Origin of the sequence: Desulforhopalus singaporensis (genome assembly GCF_900104445.1) — a bacterium.
GTDB classification, from domain to species: Bacteria; Desulfobacterota; Desulfobulbia; order Desulfobulbales; family Desulfocapsaceae; genus Desulforhopalus_A; species Desulforhopalus_A singaporensis.
The window spans coordinates 19082-37378 of record NZ_FNJI01000032.1; the positions used below are offsets into that span (position 1 = coordinate 19082).

Consider the following 18297-nt stretch of genomic DNA (forward strand, 5'->3'; position numbering starts at 1 on the left):
AAACATTTGCAGAAGACAATTACAACAACCGGTGAAAACTATTCTCGCCCCTGCCCTTGCCCCCCTGCCGGAGACAAGCGGCTACTGCCCACACTGCAACAAAACCCACCGTCTCGGAAGCGGACGCGGGTATGAAATCGCCCGTCGGCTTATACAATGGCTTACCGGCAGCAGGACTATTGCACTCTACGCTCGAAACGATCGGGGGCAGACAACACCAGAAGATCCCACCCTGGCAACAGACTACCTGTGGGGTGCGGCCAGGGGAAAAATGTTCGGCGTGATGGAATGTCTGCGGCCTGACGGATCGGTCCTTACGCTTTACGCCTTTTCCGGACAGTACAACGGCAGGTGGCTGGTTGACGGCTGGGTGCCTCCGCTTTTTGATGTCGACGAGTTTATAACCGTAACCGGCGATACAGAAAAGGAGATAAAACGACTCACAGAAGAGCTCGCCGCCTATGGTAAAGGACACCCGGAAAAAACAATCCTGCGACAGAGAAGACGGTTATTATCAAAAGAACTGACGGCTAAAATCCACAACCTCTACCGGCTGCACAATTTCAACGGCCAGAGCGCATCCCTGCCCGAGGCTTTTACCGGCAGCGGAGGGATTCCTACCGGTACCGGAGACTGCTGCGCGCCAAAACTACTTGATTACGCGGCGAGAAACAACCTGCAGCCACTGGGAATGGCGGAGTTTTACATCGGCAGAGCAACCAAGTCGGGAAGCTACCGCCATGGTGATTTTTCCGCCCCGTGCGCGAAGAGATGCTCCCCGATCCTCGGTTTTCTCCTCTGTGGTCTTGCAGACAACTGACCGAAGCCTGCGTCCCGGCAAACAAGAATATGATAAAGATCCCAGCAAAACTTAACGTGCTCTACGTTGACGACGCCATCGTCGTGGTTGACAAGCCGGGGGGGCTGCTGGCGGTTCCCGGCCGCGGACCCGAAAAAATAGATAGTGTTTCCACGCGACTGAAAAAAATGTTTCGACAGATGATAGAACAGCCCGCGGTCCACAGGCTCGACATGTTCACCTCCGGCGTCATGGTATATGCCAAGACCGGACAATCCCACCGAAATCTTTCGAACCAGTTTGCCAGACGGGAAGTAAAAAAAATATACGAGGCCGTAGTTGAAGGAGTCCTCAGTGACCCAGGCGGTGAGATACGCCTCTCTTTTCGCCTCAATCCGCAGAACAGGCCGCTGCAGATCTACGACCCGGTCAACGGAAAATCGGCGATAACGGTGTGGCAAAAGATAGCGGCCAACCACCGAACCACCCGCGTCCGGTTCTTTCCCGTTACCGGCCGCACCCACCAGTTACGGGTTCATTCGGCACATCCGTTGGGACTGGCCGCGCCCATCGTTGGAGACAGCCTGTATGGCCGGGGATGCGAAGGCGACCGCATGCTGCTGCACGCCACCTCACTCTGTTTCACCCACCCTGTCACCGGCAAGACGCTGACCTATCGTTCCACTCCGCCATTTTAAATGAGCGGCTGCCAGAACCAGATTTGCCCCTCAACCCACTCGTCTTTTTCTTTTCTGAGCGAAATACACTCCTTTACCAGCAACCGCCATCCGGCTTTTCGTGCGGCCTGTTCAACATATTTTTCACCATGGGCAAAACGGCCGGTGCTGCCGAGAATATAGCCGGATTGTTGACACCGCTCGGTGGAAAAACAGAATAGTCCTCCGTCAGCAACGCATGACCTTGCCAGGCGAAGAATCCCTTCAAGTTCTCCCAGATAAGCAAAAACGTCGGCCGCCTGGATAAAATCGTAGCGGTTGTCCCGATTGTTCATGAAGTCGTCTATGGCACCTGGATAAAGATTGGTGTAGATGTTTTTTTCATTTGCAATCTCAAGCATTTTCGGCGACAGATCCACCCCGTCAAGGATTTCCAGCAGATCTTTGATCGATTCGCCGCTCAGGCCGGTGCCGCAGCCCAGATCCAGTCCCGCACGGAAATGTTGTTGCCACAGCTTTTCCCTGTCGATCACCGCACGGATTTTTGCCGGCACCAGATACTCCAGTTCATCGACCAGGCTCCGGTCAAAAGAGCAGGAGTACTCATCGAACATTTCGGCGATATAAGAATGGGGAGTGGACTCCGGAGTCTGTCCGGTCAAGGCTGCCAGCATATGGGTAATGGATGTATCTCCCGGGGCAAGCTGCAGCGCTTTTTGGTAATGTGCCACAGCATTGGCGCCATCACCTGTGAGATGATAGACATAGGCAAGATTTTTCGTCGCCCCGAGGTGTTCGGCCGCAAGCTCAAGTACCCTTAGGTAAACTCCTATCGCCTTGGCATATTCCTTTTGATCTTTATAACATCCCCCCAGATTGTAGAGCGCGTCAACAGAGTCCGGCGTCAGCTGCAGGAGTCGCCGGTAACCTTCGATCGCCCCCTGCATATCGCCGCATTGTTTGCGGCACAAGGCAAGATTAAATATAATATCGGTATCGTCTGGGGCAAGACTTGCCCCCTTTGCAAAACATTCCGAACTTTTTTCAAAATCACCGGATTCGTAATAGACCAACCCCAGGTTATAGTGCAGCACAGGAGCTTCGGGAAACCAGCTCAGTAGTTTGCGAAAGCCGGCTTGGGCCGAGGTCAGGGCTCCTTGCTGCTGGCTGGCACAGGCGGCGCCAAAAATTTCGTTGAGTTCGTCTGTTGAAGGCAGGTTGCGTGATTCCATGACAGTAGATTTTTACTCTTCTGGTTTTACCCGCTGCAGCGGAAAACAGCAGGCAACTGCAGCACAGCGGGGTAATTTTTTTTTCAGGAGCAGCAATGGATAGTGCGGATAAAACAGGGAGGCAAAAGACAGGGGCCGCAGGAAGCTTATTTCTGTCGGCCCCGTTCTTTCTTATTTGCGGATGAACTTTTCCGGGGTCAGAACTTCACCCTTGGTCGATTTTTTCCCGACGTCGTTCTCATTTTTTTTCAGATCGGGATCTTCCCTGTACTCCTCGATAAGAGATACCGACTGAAAAGGCAGCATCAGCTGCCTCACTCTGCCAAATTTTTTCCTGATTTCATCATCTGCTGGATTGATCAGGACACTGCTTTCTTCCGGCAGCACCAAAGCCTTGATCGCCACAAAATAGGGGTGGGTCATGTCAAGGTCGTGGGCTTTTAAAACATACTCCTTCTCTTTCCATGTGAAATGGACCCTGAAAACATTCTTTTGCATATATTCTCGCTGTTCCGTTTGCTGCTGTTCAATGCCATACATCCATGCAGCCGATCCGGGCACCACACAACCGCCGTAGGGTTTTCAGCGCTATGGCGGCCGGACGCTGCGACCAGAAAGGCTGCTCTGTTTTTCATTTACGCCCAAGGATAGCCAGTAAAAAAAAATTTTGCAGTAACTATTCTGCATTTACCGTGACCGGACCGATTACAGAACCGCTCCGACCGGAAAAAACTGCGTGCATTGTCCTTGGATAGTTCGCTGATTTCACATATCTGGTATAATGGCCGCCATGAAATCATCACCGCAATATAAGGACCTTATAAACCTGGAATACTTTTTTCACCAGGATAGCGCAACCGACATCGACACCCTTCGCCGGCGCGACCGGGCCATATCCATGGCGCTGGAACAGGATGGCGGCCACCCCGTCCTGTCTTCGCCAGAACGCATAACAGGCTGGATCAGGGCCAGAGCCGGGACCGAATTTACCGGACCGGACAGGAAGAGTCCCGGCGATCTTTTCTGCGACCTGTTGCGCATTGCACGCATTGCAAGTTGTCTCAAGGGTTTTCTCGCGGGCACTGTCGCCGGACTGGTATTTTTCACCTACAAAGGGACGATGCCTGTCAACGTGTTCCTGTTCATGGTTTTATTTATCGCCCCGCAACTCGCTTTGGGCTTGATTCTACTGTTGTTGCTGATTGTCAGAAGAGTGGTTCCGGGTCTAACCGTTATCCCGCTGAACTCCTTTTATTTCCATACGATACTCAACACCATCGTGGCCTTTTTCCGCAAACACTGGTTTCGCCACCTGAGTGGGGAGCGGCGGGCAAGCGCAGAACACGCCCTTGGCATCCTGACGGGTCGTAAGCGGGTATACGGGTCCATCTTCTACTGGCCTGTTTTCACCCTGGCCCAGCTACTGGGATTATCGTTCAATGTCGGGTTGCTGGGGGTTACCTTTATAAAAGTCGTTTCCAGCGATCTCGCATTCGGATGGCAGTCGACCATTCAGTTGAGCGGTGAAGCTGTCCTGCAACTGGTCCAGCTGCTGGCCCTTCCCTGGTCATGGTTTATCACCGGGGGAGGGTATCCCGGTCTGGCCGAAATCGAAGGCAGCCGGATAATACTCAAAGAAGGCATCTACCACCTCTCAACCGGCGATCTGGTGGCCTGGTGGCCCTTTCTCATACTCTCCATTGTCTGCTACGGCATAGTGCTTCGCCTGGTGTTTCTTTTTTTCGGACTCGCTATCGCAAACCGCAGACTAAAGACCTTCCCGTTTGACACACCACAGTGCAGGGCCCTTTTGCGCCGTATGAAGACCCCTGTGGTCTCCACCCAGGCGACCCCTGAGACCATTCAGGAACCAGTCGCCCCCGCATCTCCGGAAACCGGGAAAAACAGGACGACAACCCCCTGTGCAGACAACATGGTGGTACCACAGATCATCCTGGTAGCGGACGATATCTTCGGATCATTCACCCAGGAAGAACTCACCGCAACCCTCGCCCAACATAGCTTTATCGGTCTATCCTGCCACCGTTTCCAGACCGGCTATGAAGACGACCAGCGCCTCATCGGGGAAATTTCAGCAAGAACCTGGCAGAAAAGAGAAGGGCTCCTGCTGATCATGGAAGGATGGATGGTGCCGCTGGTAGATTTTTTATCCTATTTGCAACAGTTGCGAAACGTCCTGCCAGCCACCACCATTATCAGCATCGGGTTGGTCGGACGACCAGCAGAGACGATTTTCCCCCCTGTCTCAGAACAGGATCTGCTGATGTGGAAACAGAAGGTCGAAGCCCTGGGCGACCCGTACACAGATATCTTTGCTCTCACACGATAACGAACCGACATGACACCAGAATTTGCAATACTTGGCCACCCCAACGAGGGCAAGTCTTCCGTCCTTTCAACCCTTGCCGAAGACGATTCGGTACGGGTCAGCCCAACTCCGGGAGAGACTACTGAATGCCGGACCTTTCCGGTGGTTATCGACGGACGGGAGGTGGTAAGGTTCACCGACACCCCCGGGTTTCAGAACCCAGCCAGGGTGCTCTCGGAGCTGCGAAAACGGGGTGAACAAAACAGCGATCCCCTGCAGTCGTTCCGCCAGTTCGCTGCAACGGTCCCCGAACTCCATGATGACTGCGAGCTCCTCTCTCCGGTGGAAAGAGGTGCGGGAATAATCTATGTGGTCGACGGTTCGCGGCCCGTACGCAATGTTGACCGCGCCGAAATGGAGATCCTTCGCCTTACCGGAAAGCCGAGAATGGCCGTTATCAACTGCAAGGAGGATGACAACACCTATCTTGATGACTGGAAAGTCGAATTCCGTAAAAACTTCAACGCCAACCGTGTCTTTAATGCCCACCGGGCAACCTACGCCGAACGTATCCTGCTCCTTGAAGCACTCAAGGCCATTGATCAGGACTGGCAGCCGGTGTTGTCCAGGGTTGTCGATGCATTTAAAAAGGACTGGAAAGAACGAAACGCAACCAGTTCCGATGCAATTTACCAATTAATCAGTGAAGCTCTCACCCTGACGGTTCGCCAGTCGACGGATACGAGACAAGGGGGCGAAGCGATCCAGCAAAAGCTGTTTGCAGCGTACAAAAAGCAGCTTGCCGAAAAAGAGCATCATTGCCACCAGAAGATCAGGAGCCTTTTTAAGCACAATATCTTCAACTACGATCTTCCTCCCCACTCGATAGTACACGCCGATCTGTTCAGCCAGCAGACGTGGCAGCTGATGGGATTGACCAGAAAACAGCTGATACTGGCAGGCGGGCTCGGGGGAGCCGCGCTTGGAGCAGGCCTGGAGGTTGCAACACTCGGCCATGCCCTCGGTCTCTTTACCGCCATGGGCGGAGTTGCCGGAGCACTTGGAGCCCTTATCGGCGGAGAGAAACTGACGAGCCGGATAAACCTTCCCGGAGTCTCTCTCGGAGGAGAGCAGCTCCAGATAGGCCCGGCCAAATCCATCGAATTGCTTTTCGTACTGCTCAACCGTGCCCTGCTCTATTACCGCCACACCATCAACTGGGCTCACGGACGCAGGGATTACCCGGCAAATAACGAGGTTGCCCCGTCCGGTGGCGAACACCTGGGGTTTACCAGCAACTGGTCAACGGCAAAGATAAAAATCTGCCACGATTTCTTCAAGGTCCTCCAAAAATCGAGGATCACCGCTTCTGCCGCAGAAAACGAAAACTTCAGAACACTCATCCTCCAGTGTCTTGAAGAGATATCGGAATACGCCGGATAAAAGGTGCCGTTACAATCCGCACTTGTTTCCATCAGGCCCCCCTGCTACGGATTTCCCTGTGAAGCGCGGCTGTTACCGGATATAATGCAACAGCATGGACAGGCCGAAATTCTCACCAGGCCGGCGCAGGTCTCCCATGGTAAAGTGGACGGGACCAGGATGAAAAACGGGTGTAAAAAAACTGTCTTTTAAGCGATAGTCGGCATTTACAAACCAAGCCCGGCACCTTTATCACACAGTACGGACCCTTGTCGATGAAACCTTATTTTACTGTTACCATTAAAACGATTCTCATTGTGGCGACCCTGCTCCAGGTGGTCCTGTCGGCCGTTGCCATTTCGGCTTCACAGTCAAAGGACGAGATCGCCGACGCAACGGTTGGCATTGATCTCAATAAATCCGCCGGAGGACGACAACTCAACGAGATCCTCAAAACCCTCAGTACCGATCCTTCAGTGGCCTGGGCGGACGAGACCAGGCAAAAGTTGAAAGCTTCCCTTGTCCGCTACAAGGATCAGCAGGAAGGCGTGCTCAAGGAGATAGAACGGTTGCGTATTGTCCTGGACGGGCTGGGGGAAAAAAACGGTGACGGTTCGCCGGTAATCCACGGCGCCCTGTCAAGCCTTGTAGAACTCAAGCAGCAAAAGGAGTTCGAGCTCGCCGAGACCAGGCTGCTGATCCTTTCAGCACAGGAAATTTTAAAAAAACTTGATAATTACATTTATATCAGGCAGGCCCGCAGTCTGTTTTTCAAAGATGAGCCGTTGTGGCGAATCGTGACCAGTGAAAGCTACCAATTTTCCCTGCCAAAACCACCCCTCAACCTGGTTCTTGAACAAGACGGCAGGCAACTGCTGGTCGCGCTGGTCGCAGCCCTTCTCTGGTTTGCCAACTTTTCCGCCAGAATCCGCAACTTCATAACAGACAACTGTCCTGCAAACAACACCGTCCGGAACCTTATCCTCACCGTTTTCCGGCAATCGCTGGCGAAAAGGTTTTTCCTGGGAACCATCTGCATACTGACCGTTTTAATAAACCTGCTGCCTCCCGTCTTTTCAGATTATCCATACCTGGCTGAACCGGTCCTGCTGCTGTTCAACTACGTTGTCATCCTGTTCTTTATCCGGATTACCACAATTCGTTTTCACCGGGTAGAGCAGAACGATTCTGGCTGTCCGGAAATGAAGATCGACTGCATCGGTTTTTATCTTTTTTCCTTTTTCACCGTTATGGTCATCACCACCGCCCGGCAGTACGGGTATTTCCATCTGGTCTTCGGCAGAGATCCGCTGCTCGGTTCCGGGTTACTACTGCTCTGGTTCGGCGCCCTTTACCTGGCTGTACGCCATGTCACCCGCGCTGCGACCATGAGAGGATGGCAGATGATGAGATTACCGCTGCTGATAATCCTTATAATCCTCAGCTGCCTGAAACTTGCGGGGTATGCCAACCTGGTCGGCCATATCGCCGGCGCTTTCGGCTGTTCCTGCTTTCTGGCCATGGTCGGCCTGATCTGTTACGACTCCGTCGACCCTGTCGTTGCGTTTTTACGGAAATACATGGAAAAACTTGCATCAGGGATTGGTGTTACCAGGATAGCCAAAAGCACAAGGATGCGAACCCACAAGATTTTAAGTTTCGGTCTCAAGGCCTACGCCGTGACAGCATCCACCGTTTTAATACTCCACCAGTGGGGTATCACCAATGTCGACAACGAACAGCTTATCGACTTTTTCCTGCACGGATCCGAGCTCAACGGATTTCCGATATCTCCGGCACGGGTTACCCTTGCACTGCTTGTCTTCATCATCTGCTGGCCGTCGATAGCATATATCAAACAGATACTTGACACCAGGTGGCTTACAAAAGAAGGGTTTTCCTCAAGCTCCCGCGATACCATCCTCACCGTGTTCGGCTATATCGGCTACGCAGCGATACTTTTAATCATGCTTGGGGTGGGCGGGGTTAAACTGACAGGCCTTACGGTCATTATCGGCGCCCTCTCGGTGGGGATCGGTTTCGGTCTGCAGAACATTGTAAACAATTTTATTTCCGGACTGATACTGATGTTTGAAAGACCGATAAAAAAGGGCGACTGGATAGTTGTCGGATCTACCGAGGGCTATGTGAAAAAGATCAGCATCCGGTCAACGATCGTCCAGACCTTTGATCGTTCAGACGTAATTGTCCCAAACTCGGAACTGATCGCCAACCAGGTCACCAACATGATGTTTGAGGACCAGCGCGGCAGGCTGAGGATATCCGTTGGGGTAGCATACGGCAGCGATACCGAGCTCGTGCAGAAACTTCTGCTCGAAGCCGGCGACAACCATCCCCAGGTCATCACCGACGGCTCGACTCCGGTCCCCAGAGCCTGGTTTCAGGGGTTCGGAGACAGCTCGCTCAACTTTGACCTGCTGTGCCACCTCAAGGACATCGACCAGAAACTCAAGGTGAGAAGCGAACTGAACATGGCCATAGACAAGGCGTTTCGCCACCATGGCATAGAGATTCCGTTTCCCCAGATGGACGTACATCTTAAATAACCGCAACCCGGGTGGATCAAAAAAAACATCATGGAAAACCAAAATTCTCCTGTACAGATAATGATTCTCAACAAAAAGGGGTCGGGGAATTATACAGATATCGCCGAACTAACAAAGATCACTTCCCAGCAAAACGACCTGTTCTGGATCCATTTACATTACAGTGCCGCCGAGGCGAGAAAATGGCTGCACGACATCGCCCATCTTGACCCGATCATAAAGGAGAACCTGCTTGACGATGACACCAGGCCACGCAGCATGCATGTCCATGACAATCTTTTTCTGTCTCTTCGCGGCGTCAACCTCAACCCCGGATCGGACCCTGAAGACATGATCGCTGTCCGTCTCTGGGCGACGGAGAACTATATCATCACGTCCAACAGGAGAAAACTGCTCTCTCTTGAGGATATCAGCACAGCCCTGCTGAGCGGCCAGGGGCCGTGTTCAGCTGCAGCCTTTATCACCACCCTGATTCAGCGGGTGACCCTGCGTGCGGGCAAGGTGGTGGAAGAGCTTGAAGACAACATCGAGGACCTGGAGGAAACGATCGACACCAACAATTTGCGGCAGCGCAACCTGCTCTCGGACCTGCGGCGCGATGCGATCAGGCTCAAGCGGTATTTTTCCCCGCAAAAAGAAGCGCTCATTCAGCTTTTGGCCGACGCCCCTCCCTGGATAACAAAGGAAGACAAGAGACCTGTCCGGGAAAGCGTCAACAAACTCAACCGTTACCTGGAAACACTCGATTCAACCAGGGATCGGGCCATTGTTCTTCATGAAGAATTTCTCAGAACCATGTCGGAGATACTGAACCAGCGGATGTACACCCTGTCGCTTGTGGCGACTCTGTTTCTGCCGCTCGGATTTCTGACCGGCCTGCTCGGCATCAATGTCGGCGGCATCCCGGGCGCCGAGAGTCCTTACGGTTTTCTCACGATCTGCCTCGGTATCGCCGTGCTCGTTGTCGCCATGGTCGGTTACCTGAAAATTAAAAAATGGTATTGACCGAGGTACCGGACATGTTCTTTGCTGTAAAGGTCATGAACTCCCTGGTAACCAGACGCTGTCGACCAACTTCATACCGGAAAATTTGTCATGTATAATATTCTTGTTTTCGGTCTCACCGATCTATTTGCAGACATGAAGCAGGAATTCAAGTCGCTCTCCTGCAAATTCCTCCATATCAACAGCGGCATCGACTTTTATTCCATTGCCTTTTCCCGGGTGTTTGACCTGTGGATACTTGACGGTTCCCATAAAGATTTCCAGGAACTCGTGGTAGAGGAGTTGATAGCGCCCCGTGCCGTTCCGCACATAATCGTGCTCGGCGGCAGCGGCAACCAATCCGTCAACTGGTCGGACAAGGCTGCCTTTTTCAAGAAAAACGAGTACAGCCAATCCGTTCCGCTGTTCATGCAGCTGATGCACAACAAGAAGGAACAGAACCGGGAAAAATACCTTGCAGGTTTTGTCCAGAAACATCCTGACCTCGACACCATTGTTACCAAAAGCCCCCTGATGGAACAATTGATCGACCTGGTAAAAGATGTCGCCCCCACCGAATCTCCCATACTTCTGGTCGGGGAAACCGGAACGGGAAAAGAGCTGCTGGCCAATGTATTTCACAACGAGTCGCGGCGAAGGTCCGGCCCCTTCATGGCCGTCAACTGCGGCGCGCTTCCCGACACCCTGCTGGAATCGGAATTGTTCGGCTACGAAAAAGGCGCCTTTACCGGTGCGTCCGGACGACGCATCGGTAAAATCGAACACGCAACGGGGGGGACGTTGTTTCTCGATGAAGTCGAGGCGATGTCCGCCGCAATGCAGAACCGTCTGCTGCGAGTGCTTCAGGAAAGAACGCTGCAGCGTCTTGGCAGCAACACAGATATCAACACCGATTTCAGGGTGATTGCAGCCACCAACACCGATCCGGTGGAACTTGTGGGGTCGGGCATTCTCCGTTCCGATCTCTACTATCGTCTTTCGGTATTTCAGGTCAAGATTCCGCCTTTACGGGACCGAACAGAGGATATCCCCATACTTGTCCAGCATTTTGTAAACAAGAAAAAGAGAAACGGCCGGGAATATGTCAGGGGGCTGGACAACCAGGCGATGAACATACTTCTTTCCGCGCCCTGGTTCGGAAACGTCCGGGAACTGCAGAATGTTATCGAACGTGCGGTGATGCTCGCCTCGAGCAGTACCATAACCGCAGATCTCATTCAGACCCAGGGAATTTCCGCAGCCGACTCATCGCTTGCTGTAGCCGGCCTTCCCGACAACGCTTTCAGGCCGGGCATTACGTTGAAATCATACAAAAATCTTCTCTCCCAATCCGCGGAAAGAAAATACCTGGTCGAGCTGCTCGACTATACCTGCGGGCGGATCGGCGAAGCCGCGCAACTCGCCGGACTGACCCCGAGAGCCCTCTATAATAAAATGAAAATTCACGGCTTGAAAAAAGAGGATTTTAAAAAATCGGAAGATTTCAGGTAAATCAGAATTTCTTCAAAACATGTCACAATACCAATAATATAGCTTCATAGATCCTCGGCAGTCGATAGGTAATCGGAACAACAATTTCCGGCAGCCTGCACACCTGCCACCTCTTCTTTTATCGTTTTCTCTCGTACTTTCAGCACGTTACACAACACCATTTTTCTGGCACGTTCTTTGTTACGCGATTGGCAGAATCAGCTGCCTGGTTCGCCTGTACAACAGAAGCACCAGTGTTTACGGCAATTGTGCGGACAAGCATCAACAGCACCAAGGAGGGTAAGATGGCAACTACCAAAAAACAACGTGATGAAAGAGAGAGATTCGGCAAATGTCAAATTTGCCTGTGCAACATTCCTGTCGAGTATTATTTCGATATAGGGGACGAAATCATCTGCTACGAATGCGGGACCGAATACACCATCTCAAGTACGTTCCCAGTCAAGCTCCAGCTTGTTGAAGACAGCTATGGCGGTGATGATTTTTTCGGCGAGGAGTTATTCGACGATTATTAATGGCGACCGAAGGGCCAGGATGCGCCAGAATGATTGAGCGGACTAAAGTCACCTTGGCAATAGGGCTGAAACTGCCCATTCAGCTTTATTGCCAAAACCACGACTTTGACGGCAAACCAGTGCGATCCGACCGGGTGAAAATAGCCCGGAATCATCTCAGTGCTCCATTACCTCTCACGTATTGCAGCCCGCCAACCTGCGAAAAAAAACAAACCAGTCTTATCTTCTTCCCCCTCCGATATCTGCAAATCCTTCGCCTTTCCCGAACCCCAGCATACTAAACAGCTCCATGTTTACCGCCGAATTGCTCGCAACCTGAGCAAAACCTCGATGAAATCGCAGTATCACAGAACATAATGTCATGAAAACAAGGCGAAACGGTGCGGATTTAACCGCCCACAACCCGGTGCTGTTCATTTCCAACCTGTGTGCCACCAGTGCGCGGATACCACGTCATTTTTTTTTGCAGACAATAATAATTCTTTGAAATAATGTTGTTTTCATGAGGTTTGTCTGGTTATTTAAGAAGTATTCTGGTTACGATTTCATGACCACAAACGGCAGGAATCCGCTTACCTACCCTTTTTAACCAAAGGAGAGAATATGGCAAAAGTGATAAAAGGTGTCTTCCCGGAAACAGCCAAAGACAAACCCGCGCCCCCCAAAGAGCCGGTTCCAAGCTATATCCTGCACATATCACTGATGTTTTCCGACCCTCTTATCTGGAGAAAAGTCCAGGTTCCAGGAGACTATTCCCTGGCCCGGCTCCACGAAATAATTCAGACCGCAATGGGCTGGAGCGACTCATTCGTACACCAGTTCATGGTGGGCAAGATAAGCTACGAGCCTACCATAAAATCCTCCATCCCCAGGGAATCAAAGAGGTTTGACGAACATAAGTACAAACTGCATACCCTTGAGGAAGGAATGCAGTTCATGTTTTCCTATCTTTACGATGCAGGAGAAGGGTGGGAACATGAGATCACGCTCGAAGAAGTGGTGCCCCCAGGCAAAGAACTGAACCATCCGGTCCTGCTGGCCGGAGAAAACAGCTGTCCCCCCGAAGAGGTTGGCGATGTGCACCAATATAACCAGCTGGTAAGCGCATTTACCGATCCGCAGTCCAAAGACCACATGACCCTGTTGGAACTCAGCGGACGCCCCGATTTTGATCCCGCATCATTTAACCTTGAGGCGGTCGGCAAGCTGATCAGGAAACTGTGAATCGGTTATCCGCATATTTCCGGGAAAATTGGCGGATAACCGAAGATATTAAAGTTGAAGCAGAACGGCGGGCACCGCCTTTTTCTTCTTATTCACCTGAGTGGTGCAGATGAGCAATCGATCGGCGGCAATGCCGTAGTCCTCGACGAAATGGCGCTGCACCGCCTCACCGCGCTGCTGGCCGAGCCCGATTAATTGTTCCAGCTGTTCTTCTGGCGGTTCAATCTCCTCTGTTTCTGCGTTTGCAACCTCGTCAGTATCCATAAATTCCCAGGAGGCGACCTGAGGACAGAGCTGCAGGTCCGTCTCGGGACGATTCTGCAAAATCGTTGCAATCCTTTTAAGATAGTCTTCATGCTGGCCGGTAATCGAAACCGCCCCGGGATCAAACTGTACCGGCGGAAAGTCAACCTTGAGCACATTCTCACCCACCTTCATCCCTACATATGCCAGAGCGCCGTATGGCCCCAGGGCATACATAAGATATCCGGATGCAGCCGGCACTATGGCTTTGCCAAGTGCGGTGATTACGACATCTGCGACCCCGACACTGAGATCACTGACCGGCCCATTCAGGGGGATGTTAAGCTCAATATTCCGATCCTTGTCCCGCAATACTGAAAGCGCTGCATCCAGGGGGATTGGCAGCTGATTGTCCAGCTCCTGCGCCTGTTTCTCGGAAATTCTTTTGGTTTCCAGTTTCTTAAGAGTAACCTTGTTCTTCATCTTGAGATAGCCATCCTCAAGATGAACGTTGGTATCTAGCTGCAGCTGTCCAGATGCAAGGGCGGTTCCCACCGACTGTACGGTATAGGGTGAAATACTTTCCAGGGGATAATTTTTAAGTCCAAGCGATAAGCTCAGCGCCAGCGGAGCCGTAAACGGCTGAAGCTCACCCGTAAGGTCGACAGGGGCTCTATTCTCCAGGAGAGCTTTGACAGAAAATTTCGTTTTTTCATCAGGACTTGCTGAATCGATTCCGGTGACCGTGAACTCTTTCAGGGCGAGATCGGTTTTAAAAGGTACAGCCAGGGTTTTGTCCTCAAAATACAACACGCTGGTGCCGCCAACAACAACCTCCCCTAGGACAAAAGGCGGAGCAGCGCTTCTCTCACCCTCACCTTCTTCTTGTTCATCCGCGGCAGCGGGCGCGGTCTTCTTCATGGCTTCAAGCCGCCGGTTGATCTCCAGTGTTCCATCACTGCTTTTTATCACGCTGGCGACCAGATCATTTACTAAAAGTTTTGAACAACCAAACCCACCTGCAACAGACCAGTCGATACCTGCCAGCGTGGCCAGAGTAAAGCTGAGCCCCGGTTGCTCCTCGCCATTGTGCCCTCCACCAAGAAAAGCCAGATCCACAAAATCCGCCTCTTTCACGCTGACGTTCGTACCGTTTTCAAGGGCGACGGATTGCACCGAAATTCCCCCGACGTTGACAAGTTCTTCACCATTTTGACGAGAGACAATGCGGGGATTCTGCACCTGCAGACTGTCTGCATGCGCACTACGGCCGAACTCGCCGGCAAAAACCTGCGACAGCTCAAGGACCGGAACGGACACATCAAGAGGCATATCCCCCTGGACAGTGAGCTGAATTCTTTCGGCCACAAACGATTTTGCTGCGACGTTGTTCTCTCCTGTTCCCTGCAAACCGTCTATCTCAACTTTGGAGATTGCCAGCAGTGGCGTCTGCTGATTCTGGTGCAGGGAGAGATCATCAATCAGGAGCCGCCCTTCGCCCTTAATGTCATGGCCTTCTTTCTGATCTGACAAAGCGTATGAGAGCTTGCCCTGCCACTGGAAATTTTCCTGTGTTACCGCGAGGCCTGGCGACGCAAAAGATCCGTTTGCTATAACCAGGCTGCCGTCATTTGTCACCGTGACACCGTCTCTTAGAACAACCCGGGTTTTTCCGCCAAGCTCAATCAGCTCTTCTTCGATCTTCAACTGCCCGCCGGGCATGGAGAACATGTAGTCCCCGGTCTTCAACGTACCGTCGGTTACTATTGTCATGCCGGACGTAGAGCTGTCGTCAAAATTTACCTGGCCCTGCCAGCCCATCGAGGTTGCACCGGTCACAAAATCATCAGAGCCGATCCGGGCCGATTGCAGATCTATGGCTCCGTCGTAATGAGCAACCAGCCCAGATTCTTTCATTGTTACTTCAGCTTTGCCAATTACACTGACGTCACCATCAAACACCGGGAGACTCTCTTCCAAGAATGCAGCAATCTCGGCGAGCTTGAATCGTTTTATGGCGACCTTTCCGCCAATATCCAGGTAGGGCGCGATCGTCACCACGTCAAGATCAAACTCAAGCGGCTCGCCATCAAGGGTACCGCGAAGAAAAAAACTTCCGGGCAAAGCCCCCTCTCTTGTGGAAATACCACGTATTCTTGCTTCGTCAATGATAAGCTCAAAATCGAGTTGGTCACTTTTCAGGTGCAGCCTGCAGTCGGTCAAGACCACGTTATCGGCAAGAAATCCCCACGGCTCCCCCGGCGTTTGCGCCACCTGCCCGGTTTTTCCGCCTTCATCGCCGCGGTCGCCTTTATCCCTGCCGCCAACGGTATAGGTGCCAAACCGCCATGCGCCGTCGCGGTACTGCTCCACATCGAGCACCAGTCCGCTGTAACTCCCGCTTTCCAGCCTGATATTCCGGTGAAAAAGATCAACCAGACTCAGATCCAGCATCAGCTCGTTTTGTTGTAAAAGAGAGCGGCCGTGGCTCTGCGAGACAACCGCGCCAACCGTGAGTCGCCCCGTAAATGGATTGAACCACAGACTTTCAACCGTTGCGTTGTCGGCGCCATTTTTTTCAAGCCAGTCGGCCAGATATATTTTCGCCGCAACAGGTACCAGAACAGCCAGCAGAAGACATATCACTATACACCCGGCACCTATGTGTACCCATTTTTTCCTGAAGAACGGGTTGCCTGTCATTTGAAACGGAAATATCATACTATCTATACAGGTAGAAGTTTAACGGTGGCAAAGGCGGAATATGCCGGCAGACCTTCTTGCCGGCAGCAACCTCCAGTGCTGTTGGACAAAACAGCTGCAAGAGTCAGTCTTCTGGCATTATAAATTTTTAACGCCGGTTAAAAGGTAAATAAAAAGTAAATATTTACGACAAAGTCATGAGAATAATAACCACCGAAAGAATTCCTATCAAGCTCTGGCTGGACAATATCGACAGGGAGACGCTCCAACAGGTGAAAAACCTGGCGAATTTTCCTTTTACCCACCACCACATAGCGCTCATGCCCGATGCACATGTCGGCTACGGCATGCCCATTGGCGGGGTAGCCGCCACCATAGGCGTGGTAATTCCCAACGCCGTCGGAGTCGACATAGGGTGCGGAGTGCGTGCCGTACGAACCTCTCTTACAAGCATCGAACCGAGCGAGCTGAAAAAAATCGTCGCCCGCATCCGCGAGACAATCCCGTTAGGCTTCAACCATCACAAAAAACCGCGGCCTGCGAAGCTGATGCCGGACCTATCGACGGCCATCTCCGAAAGCAGCCTCCCGGTGATCGCCAGGGAGTTTGAAAAGGGGAGGTACCAGCTCGGAACCCTTGGTGGAGGAAACCATTTCATAGAGATCCAGATGGGCAACGACGGCCACATCTGGCTGATGATCCATTCCGGCTCCAGAAACATCGGCTACAGGATTGCCGGCTACTACAACCAGCTGGCAAAGGATTTCCACAAAAGCGGCGGACTGAAAATAGACCCCAAGTGGCAGCTCGATTACCTGCCGATTTGTTCCACAAACGGCAGCAACTATTTCACGGAGATGGAGTACTGCGTCCGGTTCGCAGCCGCCAACCGTAAAGAGATGATGTCTCGAGTCTGCGCTATCATTGCCGACACCGACCCGACCGCAACCTTTGCGCCTGCCGTCGACATAGCCCACAATTACGCGTCAAAGGAACACCACTTCGGCGAAGATGTAATCGTTCACCGCAAAGGTGCTACCAAAGCCGTAAAGGACGGTATCGGCATAATTCCCGGTTCACAGGGAAGCAACAGTTTCATAGTCAAAGGACTCGGCGCGCCAGAAAGCTTTATGTCCTGTTCCCACGGAGCCGGCCGAAAACTGGGTAGGAAACAGGCGCGGCGCCAGCTGAATCTAGCCAGGGAGATCGAATTTTTGAAAAAAAGAGGCGTTATCCACGCCATTCGCCATAAAAAGGACCTGGATGAAGCGGCCGGCGCCTACAAGGACGTCCACGAGGTACTTGAAAATCAGCAGGATCTGGTTGAAAAAACAGTTACCCTGAGCCCCCTGGCAGTGGTTAAAGGGTAACTGGTTTCATGGGTGATAATGCCCTGTTCACGGGGCGAGACGGGCCACCGACCACTTCCCGGTTTCGTCAAGACTGTAGAGGAACCGGTCGTGGAGCCTGCTTTTACGCCCCTGCCAGAATTCAATCTGCAGCGGTTTCACCCGGAATCCCCCCCAGAATGTAGGCAGCGGGACTTTTTTTTCACCGATTTTCCGTTTCATCTCATTAAACTTCTGGAGCAGCATCGCTCTTGAGGAGAGGGTATTGCTTTGGCTTGAAACCCAGGCCGCCATCTGGCTTTCCCTGGGCCGGCTCATAAAATATTTGGCAGATTCCGCAGTTGATATTTTTGACGCGATACCGTTGACCATTACCTGCCGTTCCAGGTCTAGCCACGGAAAGAGCAGGCTCACTTTCTGGTTTTCCTTAATCTCCAGGGCCTTCCTGCTCCCGAAATTGGTAAAGAAGACAAATCCGCTTTCATCGAAGTATTTCAGCAGCACCGTTCTCTGGCTTGGCATCCCGTTCCTGGAGACCGTTGCCAGAATCATGGCGGTGGGGTCGGCGATATCCGTTTCTCTCGCCTGGCTGAACCAGTCGCTGAACTGCACTACCGGATCATCCTTCAGATCAGAACGGGACAATCCGCCCTTGAGATATTCGCGACGAAACTGACTTAAATCCACCTTTTTCTCCCTTCAAATAAACGGTGCCGGTCCCCCCTGTCTTGTCAAATATGG

The 18297-nt window shown here is 52.2% G+C and carries 15 protein-coding genes; 11 read left to right on the forward strand and 4 right to left on the reverse strand.

What is annotated here, in order from left to right; all coding sequences use genetic code 11:
* Positions 1–31: 31 nt before the first annotated feature.
* Positions 32–820, forward strand: a complete 789-nt coding sequence (locus BLQ17_RS17675) for a hypothetical protein (RefSeq protein WP_092225275.1) — start codon at positions 32–34, stop codon at positions 818–820.
* Positions 821–849: 29 nt separating this feature from the next.
* Positions 850–1497, forward strand: coding sequence for an RluA family pseudouridine synthase (locus BLQ17_RS17680; RefSeq protein ID WP_092225277.1), 648 nt, complete (start codon positions 850–852; stop codon positions 1495–1497).
* On the opposite strand, the gene BLQ17_RS17685 is transcribed toward BLQ17_RS17680, so the two are convergent.
* Positions 1494–2708, reverse strand: coding sequence for a tetratricopeptide repeat protein (locus BLQ17_RS17685; protein WP_092225279.1), 1215 nt, complete (start codon positions 2706–2708; stop codon positions 1494–1496). The two genes, BLQ17_RS17680 and BLQ17_RS17685, sit on opposite strands and share 4 nt — an antisense overlap.
* A gap of 171 nt (positions 2709–2879) precedes the next feature.
* On the reverse strand, positions 2880–3206 hold the full coding sequence (locus BLQ17_RS17690) for a DUF1820 family protein (RefSeq protein WP_176761296.1): 327 nt from the start codon (positions 3204–3206) through the stop codon (positions 2880–2882).
* A 283-nt stretch (positions 3207–3489) separates the two neighbouring features.
* Here BLQ17_RS17690 and BLQ17_RS17695 point away from each other — a divergent pair, with 283 nt between their 5' ends.
* The 8 genes from BLQ17_RS17695 (at position 3490) to BLQ17_RS17735 (ending at position 13261) form a co-directional block, all read left to right on the forward strand.
* A complete protein-coding gene (locus BLQ17_RS17695; RefSeq protein WP_092225283.1) occupies positions 3490–5058 on the forward strand; it encodes a DUF2868 domain-containing protein in 1569 nt (522 codons plus the stop codon).
* Positions 5059–5067: 9 nt separating this feature from the next.
* Positions 5068–6480 (forward strand): GTPase/DUF3482 domain-containing protein, encoded by a 1413-nt coding sequence (locus BLQ17_RS17700; RefSeq protein WP_092225285.1) that lies wholly within the window; start codon positions 5068–5070, stop codon positions 6478–6480.
* Between the two features lie 3 nt (positions 6481–6483).
* Complete coding sequence (locus tag BLQ17_RS17705) at positions 6484–6672, forward strand: hypothetical protein (RefSeq protein WP_092225290.1); 189 nt, start codon at positions 6484–6486, stop codon at positions 6670–6672.
* A gap of 62 nt (positions 6673–6734) precedes the next feature.
* Positions 6735–9026 (forward strand): mechanosensitive ion channel domain-containing protein, encoded by a 2292-nt coding sequence (locus tag BLQ17_RS17710; RefSeq protein ID WP_092225292.1) that lies wholly within the window; start codon positions 6735–6737, stop codon positions 9024–9026.
* A 30-nt stretch (positions 9027–9056) separates the two neighbouring features.
* On the forward strand, positions 9057–10031 hold the full coding sequence (locus BLQ17_RS17715) for a zinc transporter ZntB (RefSeq protein WP_092225294.1): 975 nt from the start codon (positions 9057–9059) through the stop codon (positions 10029–10031).
* A gap of 90 nt (positions 10032–10121) precedes the next feature.
* Positions 10122–11522, forward strand: coding sequence for a sigma-54 interaction domain-containing protein (locus BLQ17_RS17720; protein WP_092225296.1), 1401 nt, complete (start codon positions 10122–10124; stop codon positions 11520–11522).
* A gap of 284 nt (positions 11523–11806) precedes the next feature.
* Complete coding sequence (locus BLQ17_RS17725) at positions 11807–12037, forward strand: hypothetical protein (protein WP_092225298.1); 231 nt, start codon at positions 11807–11809, stop codon at positions 12035–12037.
* 603 nt (positions 12038–12640) lie between these two features.
* Complete coding sequence (locus BLQ17_RS17735; RefSeq protein ID WP_092225302.1) at positions 12641–13261, forward strand: plasmid pRiA4b ORF-3 family protein; 621 nt, start codon at positions 12641–12643, stop codon at positions 13259–13261.
* 48 nt (positions 13262–13309) lie between these two features.
* Here BLQ17_RS17735 and BLQ17_RS17740 read toward each other — a convergent pair whose 3' ends face one another.
* Positions 13310–16225, reverse strand: a complete 2916-nt coding sequence (locus BLQ17_RS17740; protein WP_092225304.1) for a DUF748 domain-containing protein — start codon at positions 16223–16225, stop codon at positions 13310–13312.
* Positions 16226–16404: 179 nt separating this feature from the next.
* On the opposite strand from BLQ17_RS17740, the gene BLQ17_RS17745 reads away from it, so the two are divergent.
* On the forward strand, positions 16405–17577 hold the full coding sequence (locus tag BLQ17_RS17745) for an RtcB family protein (protein ID WP_092225306.1): 1173 nt from the start codon (positions 16405–16407) through the stop codon (positions 17575–17577).
* A gap of 27 nt (positions 17578–17604) precedes the next feature.
* On the opposite strand, the gene pdxH is transcribed toward BLQ17_RS17745, so the two are convergent.
* Entirely contained in the window at positions 17605–18243 is a 639-nt protein-coding gene (gene pdxH / locus BLQ17_RS17750; RefSeq protein ID WP_092225308.1) for a pyridoxamine 5'-phosphate oxidase, read from the reverse strand.
* Positions 18244–18297: the final 54 nt, after the last annotated feature.

Excerpts from the sequence above, each read along its gene's own strand:
- BLQ17_RS17680 (WP_092225277.1), top strand. The coding sequence starts at position 850 with ATGATAAAGATCCCAGCAAAACTTAACGTGCTCTACGTTGACGACGCC.
- BLQ17_RS17685 (WP_092225279.1), bottom strand. The coding sequence starts at position 2,708 with ATGGAATCACGCAACCTGCCTTCAACAGACGAACTCAACGAAATTTTT.
- BLQ17_RS17690 (WP_176761296.1), bottom strand. The coding sequence starts at position 3,206 with ATGCAAAAGAATGTTTTCAGGGTCCATTTCACATGGAAAGAGAAGGAG.
- BLQ17_RS17695 (WP_092225283.1), top strand. The coding sequence starts at position 3,490 with ATGGCCGCCATGAAATCATCACCGCAATATAAGGACCTTATAAACCTG.
- BLQ17_RS17700 (WP_092225285.1), top strand. The coding sequence starts at position 5,068 with ATGACACCAGAATTTGCAATACTTGGCCACCCCAACGAGGGCAAGTCT.
- BLQ17_RS17710 (WP_092225292.1), top strand. The coding sequence starts at position 6,735 with ATGAAACCTTATTTTACTGTTACCATTAAAACGATTCTCATTGTGGCG.
- BLQ17_RS17715 (WP_092225294.1), top strand. The coding sequence starts at position 9,057 with ATGGAAAACCAAAATTCTCCTGTACAGATAATGATTCTCAACAAAAAG.
- BLQ17_RS17720 (WP_092225296.1), top strand. The coding sequence starts at position 10,122 with ATGTATAATATTCTTGTTTTCGGTCTCACCGATCTATTTGCAGACATG.
- BLQ17_RS17725 (WP_092225298.1), top strand. The coding sequence starts at position 11,807 with ATGGCAACTACCAAAAAACAACGTGATGAAAGAGAGAGATTCGGCAAA.
- BLQ17_RS17735 (WP_092225302.1), top strand. The coding sequence starts at position 12,641 with ATGGCAAAAGTGATAAAAGGTGTCTTCCCGGAAACAGCCAAAGACAAA.
- BLQ17_RS17740 (WP_092225304.1), bottom strand. The coding sequence starts at position 16,225 with ATGATATTTCCGTTTCAAATGACAGGCAACCCGTTCTTCAGGAAAAAA.
- BLQ17_RS17745 (WP_092225306.1), top strand. The coding sequence starts at position 16,405 with ATGAGAATAATAACCACCGAAAGAATTCCTATCAAGCTCTGGCTGGAC.